At 71.8% G+C, this 16,091-nt stretch carries 16 protein-coding genes; 13 read left to right on the forward strand and 3 right to left on the reverse strand.

The window, feature by feature from the left end:
* Nucleotides 1-50: 50 nt before the first annotated feature.
* Nucleotides 51-641, forward strand: a complete 591-nt coding sequence (locus tag QSJ60_RS02950; RefSeq protein WP_230767294.1) for a helix-turn-helix domain-containing protein — start codon at nucleotides 51-53, stop codon at nucleotides 639-641.
* An 89-nt stretch (nucleotides 642-730) separates the two neighbouring features.
* Nucleotides 731-1,219 carry a hypothetical protein gene (locus QSJ60_RS02955; protein WP_285462446.1) on the forward strand — a complete coding sequence of 163 codons (489 nt, stop codon included), beginning with the start codon at nucleotides 731-733 and terminating at the stop codon, nucleotides 1,217-1,219.
* Between the two features lie 44 nt (nucleotides 1,220-1,263).
* On the opposite strand, the gene QSJ60_RS02960 is transcribed toward QSJ60_RS02955, so the two are convergent.
* Nucleotides 1,264-1,860 carry a TetR/AcrR family transcriptional regulator gene (locus QSJ60_RS02960; RefSeq protein ID WP_230767299.1) on the reverse strand — a complete coding sequence of 199 codons (597 nt, stop codon included), beginning with the start codon at nucleotides 1,858-1,860 and terminating at the stop codon, nucleotides 1,264-1,266.
* A gap of 211 nt (nucleotides 1,861-2,071) precedes the next feature.
* Between QSJ60_RS02960 and QSJ60_RS02965 the strand changes: the two genes are divergently transcribed.
* The 11 genes from QSJ60_RS02965 to QSJ60_RS03015 all read left to right on the forward strand — a co-directional run bounded on the left by QSJ60_RS02965 (nucleotide 2,072) and on the right by QSJ60_RS03015 (nucleotide 14,468).
* Nucleotides 2,072-3,190 carry a histone deacetylase-like amidohydrolase gene (locus QSJ60_RS02965; protein WP_285462448.1) on the forward strand — a complete coding sequence of 373 codons (1,119 nt, stop codon included), beginning with the start codon at nucleotides 2,072-2,074 and terminating at the stop codon, nucleotides 3,188-3,190.
* A gap of 74 nt (nucleotides 3,191-3,264) precedes the next feature.
* Entirely contained in the window at nucleotides 3,265-4,329 is a 1,065-nt protein-coding gene (locus QSJ60_RS02970; RefSeq protein ID WP_285462450.1) for a polyamine ABC transporter substrate-binding protein, read from the forward strand.
* Nucleotides 4,330-4,424: 95 nt separating this feature from the next.
* Nucleotides 4,425-5,987 carry an amidohydrolase gene (locus QSJ60_RS02975; protein WP_285462451.1) on the forward strand — a complete coding sequence of 521 codons (1,563 nt, stop codon included), beginning with the start codon at nucleotides 4,425-4,427 and terminating at the stop codon, nucleotides 5,985-5,987.
* Nucleotides 5,984-6,838, forward strand: coding sequence for an ABC transporter permease (locus tag QSJ60_RS02980; protein ID WP_285462452.1), 855 nt, complete (start codon nucleotides 5,984-5,986; stop codon nucleotides 6,836-6,838). The genes QSJ60_RS02975 and QSJ60_RS02980 overlap by 4 nt, the downstream gene beginning before the upstream one ends.
* A complete protein-coding gene (locus QSJ60_RS02985) occupies nucleotides 6,831-7,634 on the forward strand; it encodes an ABC transporter permease (protein WP_230767314.1) in 804 nt (267 codons plus the stop codon). Before QSJ60_RS02980 ends, QSJ60_RS02985 begins: the two co-directional genes overlap by 8 nt.
* The gene (locus tag QSJ60_RS02990; RefSeq protein WP_285462454.1) at nucleotides 7,631-8,779 is read left to right on the forward strand and encodes an ABC transporter ATP-binding protein; all 1,149 of its coding nucleotides are present in this window, start codon (nucleotides 7,631-7,633) and stop codon (nucleotides 8,777-8,779) included. Before QSJ60_RS02985 ends, QSJ60_RS02990 begins: the two co-directional genes overlap by 4 nt.
* On the forward strand, nucleotides 8,776-10,332 hold the full coding sequence (locus QSJ60_RS02995) for an amidohydrolase (protein WP_285462456.1): 1,557 nt from the start codon (nucleotides 8,776-8,778) through the stop codon (nucleotides 10,330-10,332). Before QSJ60_RS02990 ends, QSJ60_RS02995 begins: the two co-directional genes overlap by 4 nt.
* A 127-nt stretch (nucleotides 10,333-10,459) precedes the next feature.
* On the forward strand, nucleotides 10,460-11,845 hold the full coding sequence (locus tag QSJ60_RS03000; protein ID WP_285462458.1) for an NAD(P)/FAD-dependent oxidoreductase: 1,386 nt from the start codon (nucleotides 10,460-10,462) through the stop codon (nucleotides 11,843-11,845).
* Nucleotides 11,846-11,909: 64 nt separating this feature from the next.
* Nucleotides 11,910-12,260: a cupin domain-containing protein gene (locus QSJ60_RS03005; protein ID WP_285462460.1), complete on the forward strand. Its 351-nt coding sequence runs from the start codon at nucleotides 11,910-11,912 to the stop codon at nucleotides 12,258-12,260.
* A 166-nt stretch (nucleotides 12,261-12,426) separates the two neighbouring features.
* Complete coding sequence (locus QSJ60_RS03010; RefSeq protein ID WP_285462461.1) at nucleotides 12,427-13,539, forward strand: helix-turn-helix domain-containing protein; 1,113 nt, start codon at nucleotides 12,427-12,429, stop codon at nucleotides 13,537-13,539.
* On the forward strand, nucleotides 13,530-14,468 hold the full coding sequence (locus tag QSJ60_RS03015; protein ID WP_285462463.1) for a hypothetical protein: 939 nt from the start codon (nucleotides 13,530-13,532) through the stop codon (nucleotides 14,466-14,468). The genes QSJ60_RS03010 and QSJ60_RS03015 overlap by 10 nt, the downstream gene beginning before the upstream one ends.
* Here QSJ60_RS03015 and QSJ60_RS03020 read toward each other — a convergent pair.
* A complete protein-coding gene (locus QSJ60_RS03020) occupies nucleotides 14,419-15,579 on the reverse strand; it encodes a flagellar hook protein FlgE (RefSeq protein ID WP_189084205.1) in 1,161 nt (386 codons plus the stop codon). The two genes, QSJ60_RS03015 and QSJ60_RS03020, sit on opposite strands and share 50 nt — an antisense overlap.
* Nucleotides 15,580-15,661: 82 nt before the next feature.
* Nucleotides 15,662-16,087 carry a flagellar hook assembly protein FlgD gene (locus tag QSJ60_RS03025; protein ID WP_189084206.1) on the reverse strand — a complete coding sequence of 142 codons (426 nt, stop codon included), beginning with the start codon at nucleotides 16,085-16,087 and terminating at the stop codon, nucleotides 15,662-15,664.
* Between the last annotated feature and the right edge of the window lie 4 nt (nucleotides 16,088-16,091).

Below are 16,091 nucleotides of genomic sequence, written 5' to 3' on the forward strand. Positions count from 1 at the left end.
ATCGAAAGCGATATTGTGGGTTCAGAAGGGCAGAGGGAACGGAGGGCCGCATGGAGATTTCAGCGAAGCGCGCAGCGCAGCTGCTGCGGGCCGCGAGGCTCAGTCAGAGCATTCCCCAGGCAGAACTCGCCCGACGTGCCGGCACGGCGCAGCCCGACCTGTCGCTCATCGAGCGGGGCCGGCGCACTCCGACGGTCGACACGCTCGAGCGGATCCTCCGAAGCGCCGGCCATCAGCTCATCGCGGCTCCCGTGCTGGGGCTCAGCGGAGTCGAAGCGGCAGCCGAGATCGCGTCGTCGATCGAGGGTGCTGACGGCGAGCGGGCGTTCCGGGTCTTCCTGAGCTACTCCGACGCGCTCAAAGCCGCCGATGCAACCGGCAGGGTCGTGCTCACCGCTGCAGAACCGGCCACGATCGGCGACCCCAAGTGGGACGCCGCGGTCGCGGGACTTAGCGCGTATTGGCTGGAACGGGGGCGACTCCCGATCCCTGGATGGCTCGCACGGGGAGACCGGAGGCTGCCGGAGGCGACCCCGCTCGACCTCGGACCGTACGTCGGTGCACCTGACCCTGATCGCGTACCGACGGCATTCCTCGAACGAAACGTGCTGCTCGACGAGTCGACCCTGGCGAGCGTCTGATGGCCGCACTACTGGGGCTCGCCGAACTCGAAAGCGGGCTTCGCGAGCTCGCCGCTCGGGTGCGAGCCGCGGGCATCGGAGGGGTGCGCATGTTCATCGTCGGTGGTGCGGCGCTCCGCCTCGGCTACTTCGATCGGCCCGCGACCTTCGACATCGATGCGCGGATCGAGCCGAAGGCCGTGCTTGCGCCGTTCATCGCCGATATCGCAGTGGAACGAGGCTGGCCGCTGGATTGGCTGAATGACGACGCGGCGAAGTTCATCCCCGGCTACGGCAAGACGGTCGAGTGGGTGCCATTGCATGACGACGCCACCATCTCCATCTGGCTCGCGCCCGCCGACGCACTGCTCGCGATGAAGCTCAAAGCGATGGAGGGGCGGCGGGGTCGTGATGAGCGCGATGTCGCCTACCTGCTCGCGATCAACGGCATCCGCCGCTCGGAGGACGCCGAGGAGTTGCTCGAGGAGTTCTTCCCAGGCGACGCTCTCAACGAGCAGGCGGCGGAACGACTCGAGCGCATCTTCGCCGCAGGGCTCCCAGAAATCGAACCGGTGCACGGGTCGGCGCTCGAGCTGTAGCCGACCCGCCTCCGCTCGCGCTCTGAGGCACGTAGCGACCGCGGTCAGCCGGCGAGCGCGTCGAGCCGCGGCCCGAGCAGGGCCCGCAGCAGCACCTCGAGGGAGGCGTTGACGCGCTCGTCGGTCCAGGCCTCAGGGTCCTCGACCGTCTTCACGTGGAAGCCGCGGCAGTAGAGGTAGAGGATGTCGGCGATGTACTCGGGGTGCTCGAGGTCGGTCGCCTCGGCGCTCGACACGAACTCCTGGTAGGTGGCGTCGGTGACCTCGCGCACGACGTCGTACGCGCGCCGGGTGTCGCCGCGCACGTCGCCGATGACCTCCACCCAGAGACTGCGGAGCACGTTGTCCTCGGGCGTGGTCGAGCACATCCAGCGGGCGACCGCGACGAGGCGCTCGATGCCGGTGGCGTCGCGCAGCAGGGAGGCGCGCTCGGTGCGCCAGTGCGACTGGGCGTGCTCGAGGGCGTTCACCATCAGGTGCGCCCTGGAGGGGACGAAGTTCGTGATGAACGCCGTCGACCGGCCCAGGCGCTCCGCGACGGCCCGCAGGGTCACGGCGCGCGTGCCCCGCTCGTTCGCGACGGCCACCGTGGCGTCGGCGATCTCGGCGAGGCGCTCGCTCTCGTCCACCTCGATCGGCATCTCGGCATCCCCCTCCGCGCGCCCGCATGGCGGGCTGATTGGACCCTAGTGCACCACCGTCCGGATGCGACCTTGACGGGTCTGTGCTCCAAGGCTACCCTTCATAAAACGTTGTTGTAAAACACGACGATATCTCGCCGTGTCGACCGACCATCGCCGCACCGCCGCGGCCCACGCGCCGCGCGGTGCCGCCCAGACCGAGAGGGAACGGATGCCACGATCCACCCATCGCCGCGTGGGCCTCGTCGCCGACGAAGCGGGCTTCTGGCACGAGTCCAGGGCCGACTTCGGCCCCTCCGTCGAGCCCGGCGTGCAGCTCGAGACGCCCGAGGCCCGCCGCCGCCTGCTGCACCTCATCGAACGGCTCGGCCTGCGCCGCCGGATGACCCCGCTCGAGCCGCTCGCGCTCGCCGAGGCCGATCTCGCCCGGGTGCACACGGCCGACTACCTCGCCGCGTTCCGGGCCCAGTCCGCCGGAGCGGGCGGCGAGCTCGGCGACTTCGCCGGCTTCGGGCACGGCTCCTACGAGATCGCCGTGCGCAGCGCCGGCGGGGTCGCCGCCGCGGTGCGCGCGGTGCTCGACGGCGAACTCGACCGCGCCTACGCCCTCGTGCGCCCGCCCGGGCACCACGCCGAGCCCGACCGGGCCCGCGGCTACTGCCTGCTCGCGAACATCCCGATCGCACTCGAGCTCGCCCGGGCCCGGCAGGGCCTCGGCCGCGTCGCGATCGTCGACTGGGACGTGCACCACGGCAACGGCGCGCAGCGGATCTACTGGGACGACCCGGACGTGCTCGCGATCAGCCTGCACCAGGACCGGCTCTACCCCGTCGAGTCCGGCGCCGTCGAGGAGCGCGGCGGCGACGCCGCCCTCGGCGCGACCCTGAACATCCCGCTCCCGGCCGGTAGCGGCGAGGGCGCGTACCTCGCCGCCTTCGACCGGGTCGTCGCCCCGGCGCTGCGCGCCTTCCAACCCGAGCTCCTCGTCGTCGCCTGCGGCTACGACGCCGCCTTCCTCGACCCGAGCAGCCAGATGGCGCTCACCAGCGCGACGTTCGGCGACCTCACCCGACGCATGATCGAGCTCGCCGAAGCGCTCTGCGGCGGGCGGCTCGTCATCGCCCAGGAGGGTGGCTACTCGCCGCTCTACACCCCGATCTGCGGCGCGGCGGTGGTCGCCGCCCTGCTCGAGGCCGAGGCGGAGACCGAACTGCACGACCCATACGGGCGGCACCTGCACACGCCCGAGCAGAACCTCCTCCCGCACCAGCTGGAGGCCATCGAACGTGCCGGCGCAGCCGTCGGCACCGCACCACCGACGCACCACTAGCACCACCAGCACCACGCGCACCACCAGCACGACCCACACCACCGCAGCACTCATCACCACGAGGAGTCAGCACCATGAGAAGCACCATCCCCCGGACGGCCCTGCTCGCGGGCGCCGTCGGCGTCGCCCTGCTCGCCGGGTGCAGTTCCACCCCCGCCGGCGGCGGCAGCAGCGACGGAGGCGGCGATCAGCGCCTCACCTTCGTGACCTACGGCAGCGCCTTCCAAGAGGCGCAGGAGAAGTCGATGGTCGACCCGTTCATCGCGGAGACCGGCATCGACGTCACCGTCGAGAGCCCCGTCGACCCCGCCAAGCTCAAGGTCATGGTCGAGGCCGGCAACCCCACCTGGGACGTCTACCTCGCCGGCCAGCAAGACGTGCCCGCCTACTGCGGCACCCTCTTCGAGGAGCTCGACCTCTCGAACATCGACGAGGCGGACTTCGCGCCCGGCACCGTCGAGAAGTGCGGCGTGCCCGTCGACACCTACTCGTACATGGTCGCGTACAACGAGGAGAAGTACGGCGACAACCCGCCCACCTCGATCGCCGACTTCTTCGACCTCGAGAAGTTCCCCGGCACCCGCTCGATGGGCAGCGACCCGGCCGAGGGCAACCTCGAGCTCGCGCTGCTGGCCGACGGCGTCACACCCGACGAGCTGTACCCGCTCGACTACGACCGGGCGTTCACGGTGCTCGACAGGGTCAAGGCGGACACGGTGTTCTGGAGCTCCGGCGCCGAGCAGGTCGCGATCATGGAGGAGCAGCGCGCCGACATGATCCTCGTCTGGTCGGGCCGCGGCTACGAGGCCGTGCAGAACGGCGCGCCCTACGCGCCCATGTGGGAGGACAACTCCTACCACTGGGCCTCGCTCGCGATCGTGAAGGGCTCGCCCAACCGCGAGGCCGCGCAGCAGTTCATCGACTTCGCCGTCTCGCAGGGCCCGCAGACGGTCTGGGCGGAGTCGATCGCGTACGGCCCGGCGAACCTCACGGCCACGCCGAAGCTCGACGCCGCGGCATCCGCCTGGGACTCGTCCCTGCAGGAGCACCGCGACCTCTCCTGGCAGATCGACAACGCCTGGTGGGGCGAGAACCAGGACGAGGTCGTCCAGCGCTGGACCGACTGGTCGGCCGGATGATCCGGGGTGCCGCCGGCCGAGCGCCGGCGGCACCCGCCCGTCCGCCCGCGCCGACGCGCGTCCCCAGCCAGCATCCGAGCCATCGACGGAGCCATATGAACGACCTCGCCCTCGTGGGCGGCACCATCGCCACCCTGCACCCCGGCACGCCGGACGCCGAATCGCTGCTCATCGAGCACGGCGCCGTGCGCCTCGTCGGCACCACCGAGGAGGTGCTCGCCGCCGCCCGGCCCGGCACCCCCGTCGTCGAGCTCCACGGTCGCACCGTGCTGCCCGGCCTCATCGACTCGCACACCCACGTCGAGTTCTGCGCGCTGAGCCGCGACTGGCTCGACGTGCGGCAGGCGCCCCGCGCTGAGACGCTCGCCCGGCTGGCGGCGGCCGTCGCCGACGGCGTCGACGGCTGGCTCGTCGCCCAGGGCACCTACGGGCAGGACCTGCCGAGCCGCGACGAACTCGACGCGGTGTCCCGGGAGGTGCCGATCCTCGTCCGGGAGAGCATGCACCGGCTCACCGCGAACACGGCGGCCCTGGAGCGGGCCGGGCTCGTCCGCGGCGCCACCTCGCCCGTCGGCACCCTCGTCGTGATCGGCGAGGACGGCGCCCCGAGCGGCGTCGTCGAGGAGGGCTACCACCTCTTCCCGGTGCCGGCCCCGCCGCCCGAGCGGCTGCGGGCGATGCTCCGCGACGAGCTGCGCGAGTCCTTCGCCAGGCACGGCGTGACCACCATCTACGAGCTGCCGGCGACGGCCGACGGCATCCGCGCCTATCAGGCGTTGCGCGCCGCCGGCGAGCTGCCCGCGCGGCTCAGCCTCACGCTGACCGTCGCGCCCGGGCTGCACGCGATCCTCCGCTCGCCGGAGCAGCTCGCCGAGACGGGGCTCGCCTCCGGCTTCGGCGACGAGCGGCTCTGGCTCGGCGGCCTCAAGGTCTTCCTCGACGGCGACGACACCTCTGCCTTCGACTCGGCGCACCTCGACAAGAGCCCGGGGCACTGGAGCACGAACACCCGCCAGTACGCCGAGATCGTGCACGTGCTGACGGTGGCGCACCGCGCCGGGCTGCAGGTGTGGATCCACGCGATCGGCGACCTCGCCCAGCACCTCGCCCTCGACGCGATCGAGGAGGCCGCGCGCGTCGCCGGCCCCGGCGACCGCCGCACGCGGCTCGAGCACGCTGCGAACCTCTGGGTCGACGACGCGATCGTGCGCCGGATGCGGGAGCTCGACGTGATCGCGGTGCCGACGGCGGGATTCATCCACGCCGACGCCGGCACGGGCGTCTATGCGTACCGAACGCTCGTCGAGGCGGGGATGCGCCCGCCCGGCAACTCCGACACGGGCGGCACGCAGCCCTTCGCGACGAACCCCTGGTTCGGCGTCGCCCGCATGCTCGACCGGCGCACCGGCTCGGGCGCGATCGTCGCCCCCGAGGAGGCCGTCGACGTCGACACCGCGCTCCGCACCTACACGGAGTTCGCCGCCGAGGCGGGCTTCAACGAGCGCCGCATCGGCGCCCTCGGGGTCGGCATGCACGGCGACTGCGCCGTCTACGCGGAGGACCCGCGCACCCTCCCGCCCGAGCGGCTCGCCTCGCTCGAGGCCGAGCTCACGGTCGTCGGCGGCGAGATCGTCTGGCACCGGGAGGGCTCGGCATGAGGACCGCGCGCTCCCGCACCTGGGCGCTGCTCCTGCTGCTGCCCGCGCTCGCCGTGGTGCTCGTGTTCTTCGTGTACCCGGTCATCGCACTGTCGGCGCGGAGCTTCCTGGAGCCCACGCCGGGCTTCGGTCAGTACGTCGATCTCGTCACGAACGAGACGACGGTGACGATCCTCGTGCGCACCCTCGTCGTGGCCCTGCTCGTGACCGTCGTCACGCTCCTGCTCGCGTACCCGTACGCCTACCTGATGAGCCTCTGCGGTCCCGGGATGCGCACCTTCCTGCTCTTCCTCGTGCTGCTGCCGTTCTGGTCGAGCCTCATGGCGCGCACCTTCGCGTGGATCGTGCTGCTGCAGCCGAGCGGGCCCGTCGCGGGTTTCCTCGGCTTCCTCGGCCTCGACGGGGTGAAGCTGCTCGGCTCGCAGCTGGGCGTCACGATCGCGATGACGCAGGTGCTGCTGCCCTTCATGGTGCTGCCGCTGTTCAACACGATGACCGGCATCGACCGGCGGCTGCTGAGCGCGGCGCACTCGATGGGCGCCTCGCGCCTCCGCGCCTTCCGCACCGTCTACCTGCCGCTGTCCGTGCCGGGCGTCGCCGCGGGCTCGGTGCTCGTCTTCATCCTGAGCCTCGGCTTCTGGGTGACGCCGCGGCTGATCGGCTCGCCGCAGCAGTCCCTCGTCGGCCAGCTGATCGAGACGAAGGTCGGCAAGCTGCTCGACTTCCCGGGCGCCGGGGCCATCTCGGTCGTGCTGCTCGTCATCACGGTCGTGCTGCTGCTCGCCGTCGGCGGCGGGGTGCGCGCGCTCGTGCCCGGCGCGAAGACGGACGGAGGCCGTGACGATGGATGAGACCACCCGCGCCGGCTGGGGCCTCCGCCTCTGGGCGATCCTCGTCGCCGTGCTGCTCGTCGCACCGCTGCTCGTCGTGGTGCCGATCTCCTTCGCGGAGAAGCGGAGCTTCAAGTTCCCGCCGGACGGGCTCTCGGTCGACTGGTACGTGAACCTCTTCACCGACCAGCGCTGGACCTCCGCGATCGGCACCTCGATCCTCGTCGGCGTGCTCGTCACCCTGATCTGCACCGTGCTCGGCACGGCCGCGGCCCTCGGCATCCACCGCCTCGGCGGCCGCGTCGCCGCCCTTGCGACCGGCGTGCTCGTCGCGCCGATGATCGTGCCCGGCATCGTCTCGGCGGTCGCGATCTACTCGGTGTATCTGCGCTGGCAGCTCACGGGCAATCTGCTCGGCTTCCTGCTGGCGCACACGGTGCTCGCGATCCCCTTCGTCATCGTGACGGTGACGTCGAGTCTCAGCACCACCGACCCGATGCTGGAGCGCGCCGCGGCGAGCCTCGGCGCGGGCCCGTGGCGCACCTTCGTCAGGGTCACCCTGCCGGCGATCGCGCCGGGCGTGGGCGCGGGCGCGCTGTTCGCCTTCGTGACCTCCTTCGACGAGGTCGTCGCGGCGAGCTTCCTGCAGTCCCCCGCGATCCGCACTCTGCCGATCGAGATGTTCGTCAGCGTCACGAACGAGGTCGACCCCACGATCGCGGCCGTCTCCACCGTCATCCTCGCCCTCACCACGGCGATCGTCCTGCTGCCGGCCTTCACCCGCCGGCGCTCCAGCCAGAAAGCGAGCAGCTCATGACCGACCGCAGCGCCACGACCGCGCAGCCGGCCCCCACCACGCGCACCGGTGGGGTGCGTCTCGACCGGGTCACGAAGCGGTTCCGCTCGGGCACGATCGGCGTCGACGACGTCTCCCTCACCGTCGAGCCCGGCGAGTTCGTCACCTTCCTCGGCCCGAGCGGCTCGGGCAAGACGACGACGCTGAACACGATCGCGGGCTTCGCGAAGCCGAGCTCGGGGCGGATCGAGATCGCCGGCGCCGACGTCACCGCGCTGCCGCCGAGCAAGCGCAACCTCGGCGTCGTGTTCCAGAACTACGCGCTGTTCCCGCACATGACGGTGCGCGAGAACATCGCCTTCGGCCTGCACGGCCGGGGGCTCTCGAAGGTCGAGATCGGCGCGCGCATCGAGGAGTCGCTCGCGATGGTGCGTCTCGACGGCCTGGGCGACCGCACGCCGAAGCAGATCTCGGGCGGGCAGCAGCAGCGCGTCGCCCTCGCCCGGGCGCTCGTCTACCGTCCGCCGGTGCTGCTCATGGACGAGCCGCTCGGCGCGCTCGACAAGGCCCTCCGCGACCGGATGCAGGTCGAGATCAGCCGCATCCACCGCGAGGTGGGCACGACGTTCCTCTTCGTCACGCACGACCAGGGCGAGGCGCTCGGCCTCTCCGACCGGATCGTCCTCTTCGACCGGGGGCGGGTCGTGCAGGTGGGCGCGCCGACGGAGCTCTACGAGCGCCCCGCCTCGCTCTTCGCGGCCGAGTTCCTGGGCGAATCGAACGTGTTCCGCGGCGAGCTGGCCGGGCCGGGCGTGCTGCGCTTCGGCGAGCAGCCGCTGCGCTTCACGGGCGACGGTCCGGCGAGCGGCTCGGCCGCGGTCGTCGTGCGGCCCGAGCGGCTGCGCCTCGTCGGGGTCGCGGATGCCTCCGGCGGTGCGGATGCCTCGGGCATGGAGAACCGCGTCGAGGCCCGGGTCGTGAACATCGCGTACTTCGGTGCGTTCCGCCGGGTGACCCTGCGCTACGCCGACGGCTCGAGCGGCCTGCTGCACGACGGTGTCGACGCCCCGGCGCCGATCGCGCTCGGCGACACCGTCACGGTCGGCTGGGACGCCGAGCACGCCGTCGTCGTGCCGGTGCCCGGCTCCGCGGAGCGGGCGGCGTGAGCGGCCTCGCGCTGGACGAGGCATCCGTCGTTCCCGGCCCCGCCGTCGCGTACCGCGGCGCCCGCGTGCTCGTCGACGACGAGGCCGCGCCGCGACCAGCGGAGCTGCTCGTGCGCGACGGCCGCATCGTGCGGGTCGCCGAGCCCGGCGGGATCCGCGACGCCGAGGAGACCGTCGACCTCGACGGCCTCGTCGTGCTGCCCGGCTTCGTCGACGGGCACTGCCACCTCGAGCTCACCGTGCAGGCGCTCGAGCACCACGTGCCGCTGCACGGGCACGCGAGCCTCGCCGAGATGCTCGACGTGCTCGCCGCCGCGCGCCGGGCCCGGCCCGAGGGCTGGATCGTCGGCCGCGGCCCCTTCGGCCTGCAGCGCGACGTCGCCGAGGGCCGGCTGCCGCACCGGGCCGAGCTCGACCGGGTGAGCCCGACCCAGCCGATCGTGGTGCTCGCCGGCCTCCACGTCGCCTGCCTGAACACCGCGGCGATGCGCGAGCTCGGCCTCGCCGATCCCGACGCGCTGCCGGGGTGGATCACCGTGCACCGCGACGCCGACGGCCCGACCGGGGTGTTCACCGAGGTGTGGGACCGGCTGCCCACGTGCACCGTCGAGGAGGCGATGGCCGCGCTCCGCGCCCACGCCGTGCCGGTGTTCTCCCGGCAGGGCACGACGAGCCTCAGCACGATCTCGACCTCGGCCGACGACGTGCGCGCCCTGCACCGGCTGGCGCAGTCGGGCGAGCTGCCGTTCCGGGTGCGCTGGTTCACGCACGTGCCGCGCACCGCGAGCCTCGACGAGGTGCTCGCCTGGGGCCCCGAGTCCGGCTTCGGCGACGAGCGGCTGCGCTTCGGCGGGGTGAAGATCTTCGTCGACGGCGAGGGCGGCGACGGACTCGGTCACGCCCGTGACGACGTGAAGTGGGCGCCCGAGGAGCTCGCACGCTTCGTCGACCGCGCGGACGCCGCCGGGGTGCAGCTCATGATGCACGCGGTCACGCCCCGGGCCATCCGCCTCGCCTGCGACGCCGTGATCGCGACCCGCCGGGAGCGCCCGGCCCGGGTGCGGCACCGGATCGAGCACGGCGGCGACTACGTCGACCTCGCCGATCTGCCGCGCATCGCGGCCGCGGGGGTCGGCCTTGTGGCGACGCCGCACTTCGCGACGTCGTCCGACGCGGACCGCGAGGGCTTCCAGCCGCTCGCGAGCCTCGTCGCCGCGGGGCACCGCGTGATCGGCGCGACCGACTCGACCGGCACCGTACCCGACGCCGTCGGCCCGCTCGCGAACATCGCCGGTGCGGCCGGACGCACCGGCGCCGACGGCGGGCCCTCGCCCGAGCGGATCCCGGTGCGCGACGCGGTGCGGATGTTCACGAGCTGGGCGGCCGAGGGCGTCGGCGAGGAGCGCGAGAAGGGGCGGATCGCCCCGGGCCTCCGTGCGGACCTCGTCGTGCTCGACGCCGACCCGTACTCGGTCGCGCCCGACGGGATCGGCGGCATCGGCGTCGAGCGCACGATCGTCGGCGGTCGCACGGTCGCGGAGCGCGCCCGGTGAGCGCCCGAGCGACCGCGCACGACACATCGTCCGGACGGCGTCCGGAAAGCCAGCAGTTGGAGGGTGGCGCCCCGACCGGGGCGTCCCGCATGATCGAACGGACGGCCGTCGTCGGACGGAACGTCGCATGGAGGGAACGATGACGGGCAACGGCGGAGTGTCGTGGTGGTGGCAGCAGCTGGGACTCCCGGCGCCGCGCAAGGGACTCGACGGCGACCTCGACGTCGACGTCGCGATCGTCGGCGGCGGCTATACCGGGCTCTGGACGGCGTACTACCTGAAGACCCTCCAGCCCGACCTCCGAGTCGTCGTGCTCGAGGCGCGCTTCGCGGGCTTCGGCGCCTCCGGCCGGAACGGCGGATGGCTCACCAACTCCGTGACCGGCGGTCGCGAGCGCTACGCGAAGTCACACGGCCGCCAGGCCGCCATCGCCCAGCAGCGCGCCCTGAACGAGACGGTCGACGAGGTCGCCCGCGTCACCGAGGTCGAGGGCATCGACGCCGACCTCGTGAAGGGCGGCGAGCTCAACGTCGCGTACGCGCCCGCCCAGCTGGCCCGCCTGCGGGCGTTCGCCGCGGCGGAGGCCGAGTGGCCCGGCGCCGACGTCGAGCTGCTCTCGGCCGAGGCATCCGCCGCCCGCGTGAACGTCGCCGGCACGCTCGGCGGCGTGTGGCACCCGCACTGCGCCCGCGTGCACCCGGCGAAGCTCGCCCGCGGTCTCGCCGCCGCCGTCGAGGCGCTCGGCGTGCCGATCCTCGAGCAGACGCTCGTCACCGAGATCCGGCCCGGCGAGGCCGTCACCGAGCGTGGCGTCGTGCGCGCGGGTCATGTGCTGCGCGCCACCGAGGGCTTCACGGCGAACCTGAAGGGCGAGCACCGCCGCTGGCTGCCGATGAACTCCTCGATGATCGTGACCGACCCCATCCCCGCCGCGGTGTGGGACGAGCTCGGCTGGGCCGGCCGCGACACCCTCGGCGACTTCGCGCACGTCTACATGTACGCGCAGCGCACCGCCGACGACCGCATCGCGTTCGGCGGCCGCGGCGTGCCGTACCGCTACGGCTCGCGCGTCGACACCGACGGGGCGACGCAGGCGCAGACGATCGAGTCGCTCACGGCGCTGCTGCGCCGCTTCTTCCCGGCCGCGGCCGAGGTGCCGATCGCGCACGGCTGGGCCGGCGTGCTCGGCGTGCCGCGCGACTGGGCCGCCACGGTGGGACTGGATGCCTCGACCGGGCTCGGCTGGGCCGGCGGCTACGTCGGCACGGGCGTCACCGCGACGAACCTCGCCGGGCGCACCCTCGCCGACCTCGTGCTGCAGCGCGACACCGAGCTCGTGCGGCTGCCCTGGGTGGGGCACCGCGCGCGCAACTGGGAGTTCGAGCCGCTGCGCTGGCTCGCGGTGCAGGGCATCTACGGGCTCTACCGCAACGCCGACCGGGCCGAGTTCGCCGGGCGCAGCACGACCGCGCCGACCGCACGGCTCGCCGACCTCATCGCCGGCCGGCACTGAGGCGTCCGTCCATCGCCCCGGGCGTGCTCGATCGCCCGGTGGCGCGTCCCTGAGAGGAACCAGCATGACCGTCGAGTTCGTCATCCAGTCCCAGCCGCTCGCCGCCGAGCTCGGCGAGCCGGCCCCGAAGCCGACCGCCACGACGCCCGACGTCGTCGAGGCGACGAGCCCGCTCTGGAGCGCGGGCGGCACCGAGGTCGGCTTCTGGGAGTGCTCGCCCGGCAGCTTCACCGCGCGCCGCGACGGGTACACCGAGATCTGCCAGATCCTTTCCGGCTCCGTCACCGTCGAGACGACGGGCGGGCAGCGGGCCACGATCGGCGCGGGCGACACGCTCGTGATGCCGAGCGGCTGGGAGGGCGTCTGGCACGTGCACGAGACCCTGCGCAAGACCTACATCACGATCGACGACTGAGCGGGGGCCGCTATTCGCGCGCGGGCACGAGCCTCGGCACGAGCCGCGCGAGCGCGGCGACCTCGGCGCCGACCGCGGCGGCACCGCGGCGACGTTCACGAGCATCACCGTGCCGAGGAAGCGGACGTCCCACAGCGTACGCCCGACCCCGTCGATCGACACGCCCATGAACGTCGCGAACAGCAGCAGGGCGAGCGCCGGATTCGTCGCCGAGGAGAGCGCCGGGCGGGCGGGATGGATGGCTCGTGGAGTCGAGTCCGGTGAATATAAGCTTGCAGAAATATCCCTCTGCAAGCTTATATTTGTCTCCGTGGCACATCTGACGGAGAATCAGGCGCTGGAGATACTCCAGCAAGCAGGAATGGACGCCCGCATCGAGGGCGCAGCAGATCTCAAGGTCGACGGCGCCCTGGTGAATCTCAAGGTCAGATCACGCCCGAGCCGAGCCGATCTCGTGCGCGAACTCGAGCGGCATCAGGCGCGACATCCGCGGGATGTGGTCCTCGGTTACGTCGTTCCTCGGATCACGCCGGCTCTCGAAGAGATCGCGCGACACAACCGGCAGGTGATTCTGGTGTCCGTCAACGACCGCACCATCATCCACGGCGAAGTACGCCACGAGCTCCCACTGCTCTCAGAACCTTCGGCCCGTCCACCGTCGAAACGCACGGCATGGGCGCGCTTCGGCCTCATGAGAGTGTTGGCGATGCAACTCCCGCTCAGACGACAGATTGAGCTGGCCGAGGCAGTGGGGGTCAGCCAACCGGCGATCTCACACGCGCTGCGCGAGTTGGGCGACGTAGCTCAGGCAGCGCGCAACGGATCCAAGACTGCAGCTGGCGAGCTCTTCGACCAGTTCGTCGATCAGTACCCTGGTGCCGGCGGGTTCACGACGGATTGGTTCAGGCTGGACACGCCCTCCGCTCAGGCGCACGACGTGCATCGGCAGTTCCCCGACACCCTCGTCTCGGGTGACGTCGGCGCCGACGAACTCGCGCCATGGCGAGTGGTCAGACGCGCCGCCGTCTATGCGACACGAGGCCTCCCGCTGTCGGAGCTCGACTTCGCAGAGGCCGACGAACGCGAAGCGACCCTCACGCTCACCGTTGCGAAGGACCCGACGATCTGGGCGACGGCCGCCGCATGGGGCCAGTTCAGTTCAGCCATCGCGACGGTCGACCCGATCCTCGTGGCGTACGACGTGTCGAAGATCGGGGGACCCGATACGGGCGAGGCTGTGCAGAAGGTTCGGGAGATGGTGGACCGGCGATGGAGCTGATCCACCGTGCGGTGACGACCGTGTCGACATCGAACGCCGACGATGCGGCGTTCCGAGCGCTGGCCGATGCGTCCGCGATCATCGAGGCCCTGCCCGATGCCCGGATCGTGGGCGGCCAGATGGTGGCGCTGCTGCTCGCGGCGTTTCCGGCATCGGAGGCGATCCAGCGCCGGACGGCCGACGCGGACGCTGCGATCACCGCCGAGATCGCAGCAACGGGAGAAGTGCATGAGGCGCTGACGGCCGCTGGATATCGGGCCGAACGCGGCAATTCCTATTTCAACGGGCGGCAGGAGATCGACCTGCTGGTTCCTGCGCCCACCGGCAAGTTCGGTCAAGAAGAGCTCGGCGGGCGGATGTTCGACGCGGCCCCGGGGATTCACCTCGCGTTGGCGGTGCGGCCCATCGTCCTCGAGGTGTCAGTCCTGCTCCTCGACGGGTCGACGCTTGACTTCACCACACGCGTCCCGACGCCGGAGACCGCGACCGTGATCAAGGCGTACGCGACCACGTCGCGCGCGGAGGCGAAGGACCTGGTCGACCTGCACAATCTGCTGACGATCGCCGACACCTATCCGGTCGAGGAGATCGGCGGGTGGGCCTTGACGCCCGGTCCGTTGACGGGTGCTCGTCTCGATGCTGCTCGTATCATGACCGCGCTCGCACAGCAGATCCGGTTCGATCCGACGGCCAGGGGTGCGGCGTACCGATTCCGCGGCTCACCGCGCTCATCCGGAAGCGCGTCGCGGCGAACTGAGCGTGAGCGTACGCGGTCCGTCTGCGCCACTTCGGCCGCGTTGCGCCAGTACAGGAGGCGCGTGGAGCACGAAGTGGCGCAGACGTTGCCCGCGACCCGGGCGACGCCGAAGCGCGCTCCGGCTAGCGCTTCAGGTTCGTCAGCTCCTGCAGCACCTCGTCGCTCGTGGTGATGATCCGGGCGTTCGCCTGGAAGCCTCGCTGCGCGATGATCAGGTTCGTGAACTCCTGCGAGAGGTCGACGTTCGACATCTCCAGGTAGCCGCTCGCGAGCTTGCCGTAGCCGGGGTCGCCGGCGGCGCCGAGCTCGACGGCGCCCGAGTTCGCGGTCGCCCGGTACGAGGAGTCGCCCGCCTTCTCGAGGCCGCCCGGATTGACGAAGGTCGCGAGGGCGATGCGTCCGACGGCCTGCGTCGCACCGTTCGAGAAGGTGCCCGTGATCGTGCCGTCCGGGCCGATCGAGTAGGCGTCGAGCGTGCCGGCGGGGCGGCCGTCCTGCCCGGCGACCTTCAGCGTGCTGAGGTCGGCGAAGCCGGTGACCCCGGCGAGGTCGATCGTCGCGCCGGCGACGGTGACCGAGGTGATGCCCGTCGGCTGTCCGTCGACGAAGGTCATCGCGCCGAGGTTGGTGCCGCCCGAGGCGACGTCCCAGCCGGTCGCGCTGCGCGTGAACGAGAGGGTGACGCTCGTGGCGTTGCCCGAGGCGTCGTAGACGTCGATGTCACGGACGATCTCGGTGCCGGCCGCGGCGTCCAGCGGCAGGTTGCCGGTGAACCGCACCGAGGTGGTCGGCACGGCCGGGGCGACGACGCCGCGGGGGAGGGTGATGTTCTGCAGCCCGGCGCCTTGGTTCACGACGCCGTTCTGCGCCATCCAGCCCTGCACGAAGCCGCCGTTCGGCGACACCAGGCGACCCTGCGCGTCGAAGTCGAACGAGCCGGCCCGGGTGTAGAGCGTCTCGCCGCCGGCGTTGACGACGAAGAAGCCGTCGCCCGAGATCATCAGGTCGCTCGCGCGGCCGGTCGCCTGCGCGGAGCCCTGCGTGAAGTTCGTGCTGATGCCGGCGATCTGCACGCCGAGGCCGATCTGGGCGGGGTTCGTGCCGCCGATCGCGGCGCCGGGCGCGCCGCCGCCCTGGATGAGCTGCGACAGCGTGTCCTGGAACTGCGTCGCCGAGCCCTTGAACCCGGTGGTGTTGACGTTGGCGATGTTGTTGCCGGTGACGTCGAGCATGGTCTGGTGGGCGCGGAGTCCGGAGATCCCGGAGAACATCGAGCGGAGCACGGTGGCGTCCTTTCGGTCGTGCGCTGGAGCGCGGGGTCGGTCGTGGTGGTCGGTGCGGTCGCGAGCGGATGCCGCGACGGGGTCAGGTGCGGACGGCGGAGAGCTTGTCGAGCGCGACGGAGACCCCGCCGACGTCGACGGTCGGGATCGGGCCGGCGAAGGACACGGAGCCGGCGACGCCCTTCACGGTCTTGCCGTCGGCGTCGAGGTACTCCACCTCCTTGCCGATCAGGGCGGCCGCGGCGGTGCGCATCTGCAGCGAGAAGGACTCCTCCTGCCGCTTCGACAGCGCCGTCAGCTGCTCCATCGTGGCGAGCTGCGTGGTCTGCCCGATCATGGCGTTGGTGTCCATGGGCGAGCTCGGGTCCTGGTTGGCGAGCTGGGTGACGAGCAGCTTCAGGAACAGCTCGCCGTCCATTTCCTGCTTCGGCCGGCGGGTCGCCACCTGGCCGGTGTACATGCTCGCGCCGGCGCTGCCGGCGGTCGCGTTCACGGAGTCGACGGTCATCCGG

This window comes from Agromyces sp. NBRC 114283 (assembly GCF_030268405.1).
In the GTDB taxonomy this organism is placed as follows: domain Bacteria; phylum Actinomycetota; class Actinomycetes; order Actinomycetales; family Microbacteriaceae; genus Agromyces; species Agromyces mediolanus.

Coding starts and splice junctions, on each gene's coding strand:
- QSJ60_RS02965 (WP_285462448.1), top strand. CDS start 2,072: ATGCCACGATCCACCCATCGCCGCGTGGGCCTCGTCGCCGACGAAGCG.
- QSJ60_RS02975 (WP_285462451.1), top strand. CDS start 4,425: ATGAACGACCTCGCCCTCGTGGGCGGCACCATCGCCACCCTGCACCCC.
- QSJ60_RS03000 (WP_285462458.1), top strand. CDS start 10,460: ATGGAGGGAACGATGACGGGCAACGGCGGAGTGTCGTGGTGGTGGCAG.
- QSJ60_RS03015 (WP_285462463.1), top strand. CDS start 13,530: ATGGAGCTGATCCACCGTGCGGTGACGACCGTGTCGACATCGAACGCC.
- QSJ60_RS02960 (WP_230767299.1), bottom strand. CDS start 1,860: ATGCCGATCGAGGTGGACGAGAGCGAGCGCCTCGCCGAGATCGCCGAC.
- QSJ60_RS02985 (WP_230767314.1), top strand. CDS start 6,831: ATGGATGAGACCACCCGCGCCGGCTGGGGCCTCCGCCTCTGGGCGATC.
- QSJ60_RS03025 (WP_189084206.1), bottom strand. CDS start 16,087: ATGACCGTCGACTCCGTGAACGCGACCGCCGGCAGCGCCGGCGCGAGC.
- QSJ60_RS02970 (WP_285462450.1), top strand. CDS start 3,265: ATGAGAAGCACCATCCCCCGGACGGCCCTGCTCGCGGGCGCCGTCGGC.
- QSJ60_RS03010 (WP_285462461.1), top strand. CDS start 12,427: ATGAACGTCGCGAACAGCAGCAGGGCGAGCGCCGGATTCGTCGCCGAG.
- QSJ60_RS02990 (WP_285462454.1), top strand. CDS start 7,631: ATGACCGACCGCAGCGCCACGACCGCGCAGCCGGCCCCCACCACGCGC.
- QSJ60_RS02955 (WP_285462446.1), top strand. CDS start 731: ATGTTCATCGTCGGTGGTGCGGCGCTCCGCCTCGGCTACTTCGATCGG.
- QSJ60_RS02950 (WP_230767294.1), top strand. CDS start 51: ATGGAGATTTCAGCGAAGCGCGCAGCGCAGCTGCTGCGGGCCGCGAGG.
- QSJ60_RS03005 (WP_285462460.1), top strand. CDS start 11,910: ATGACCGTCGAGTTCGTCATCCAGTCCCAGCCGCTCGCCGCCGAGCTC.
- QSJ60_RS02980 (WP_285462452.1), top strand. CDS start 5,984: ATGAGGACCGCGCGCTCCCGCACCTGGGCGCTGCTCCTGCTGCTGCCC.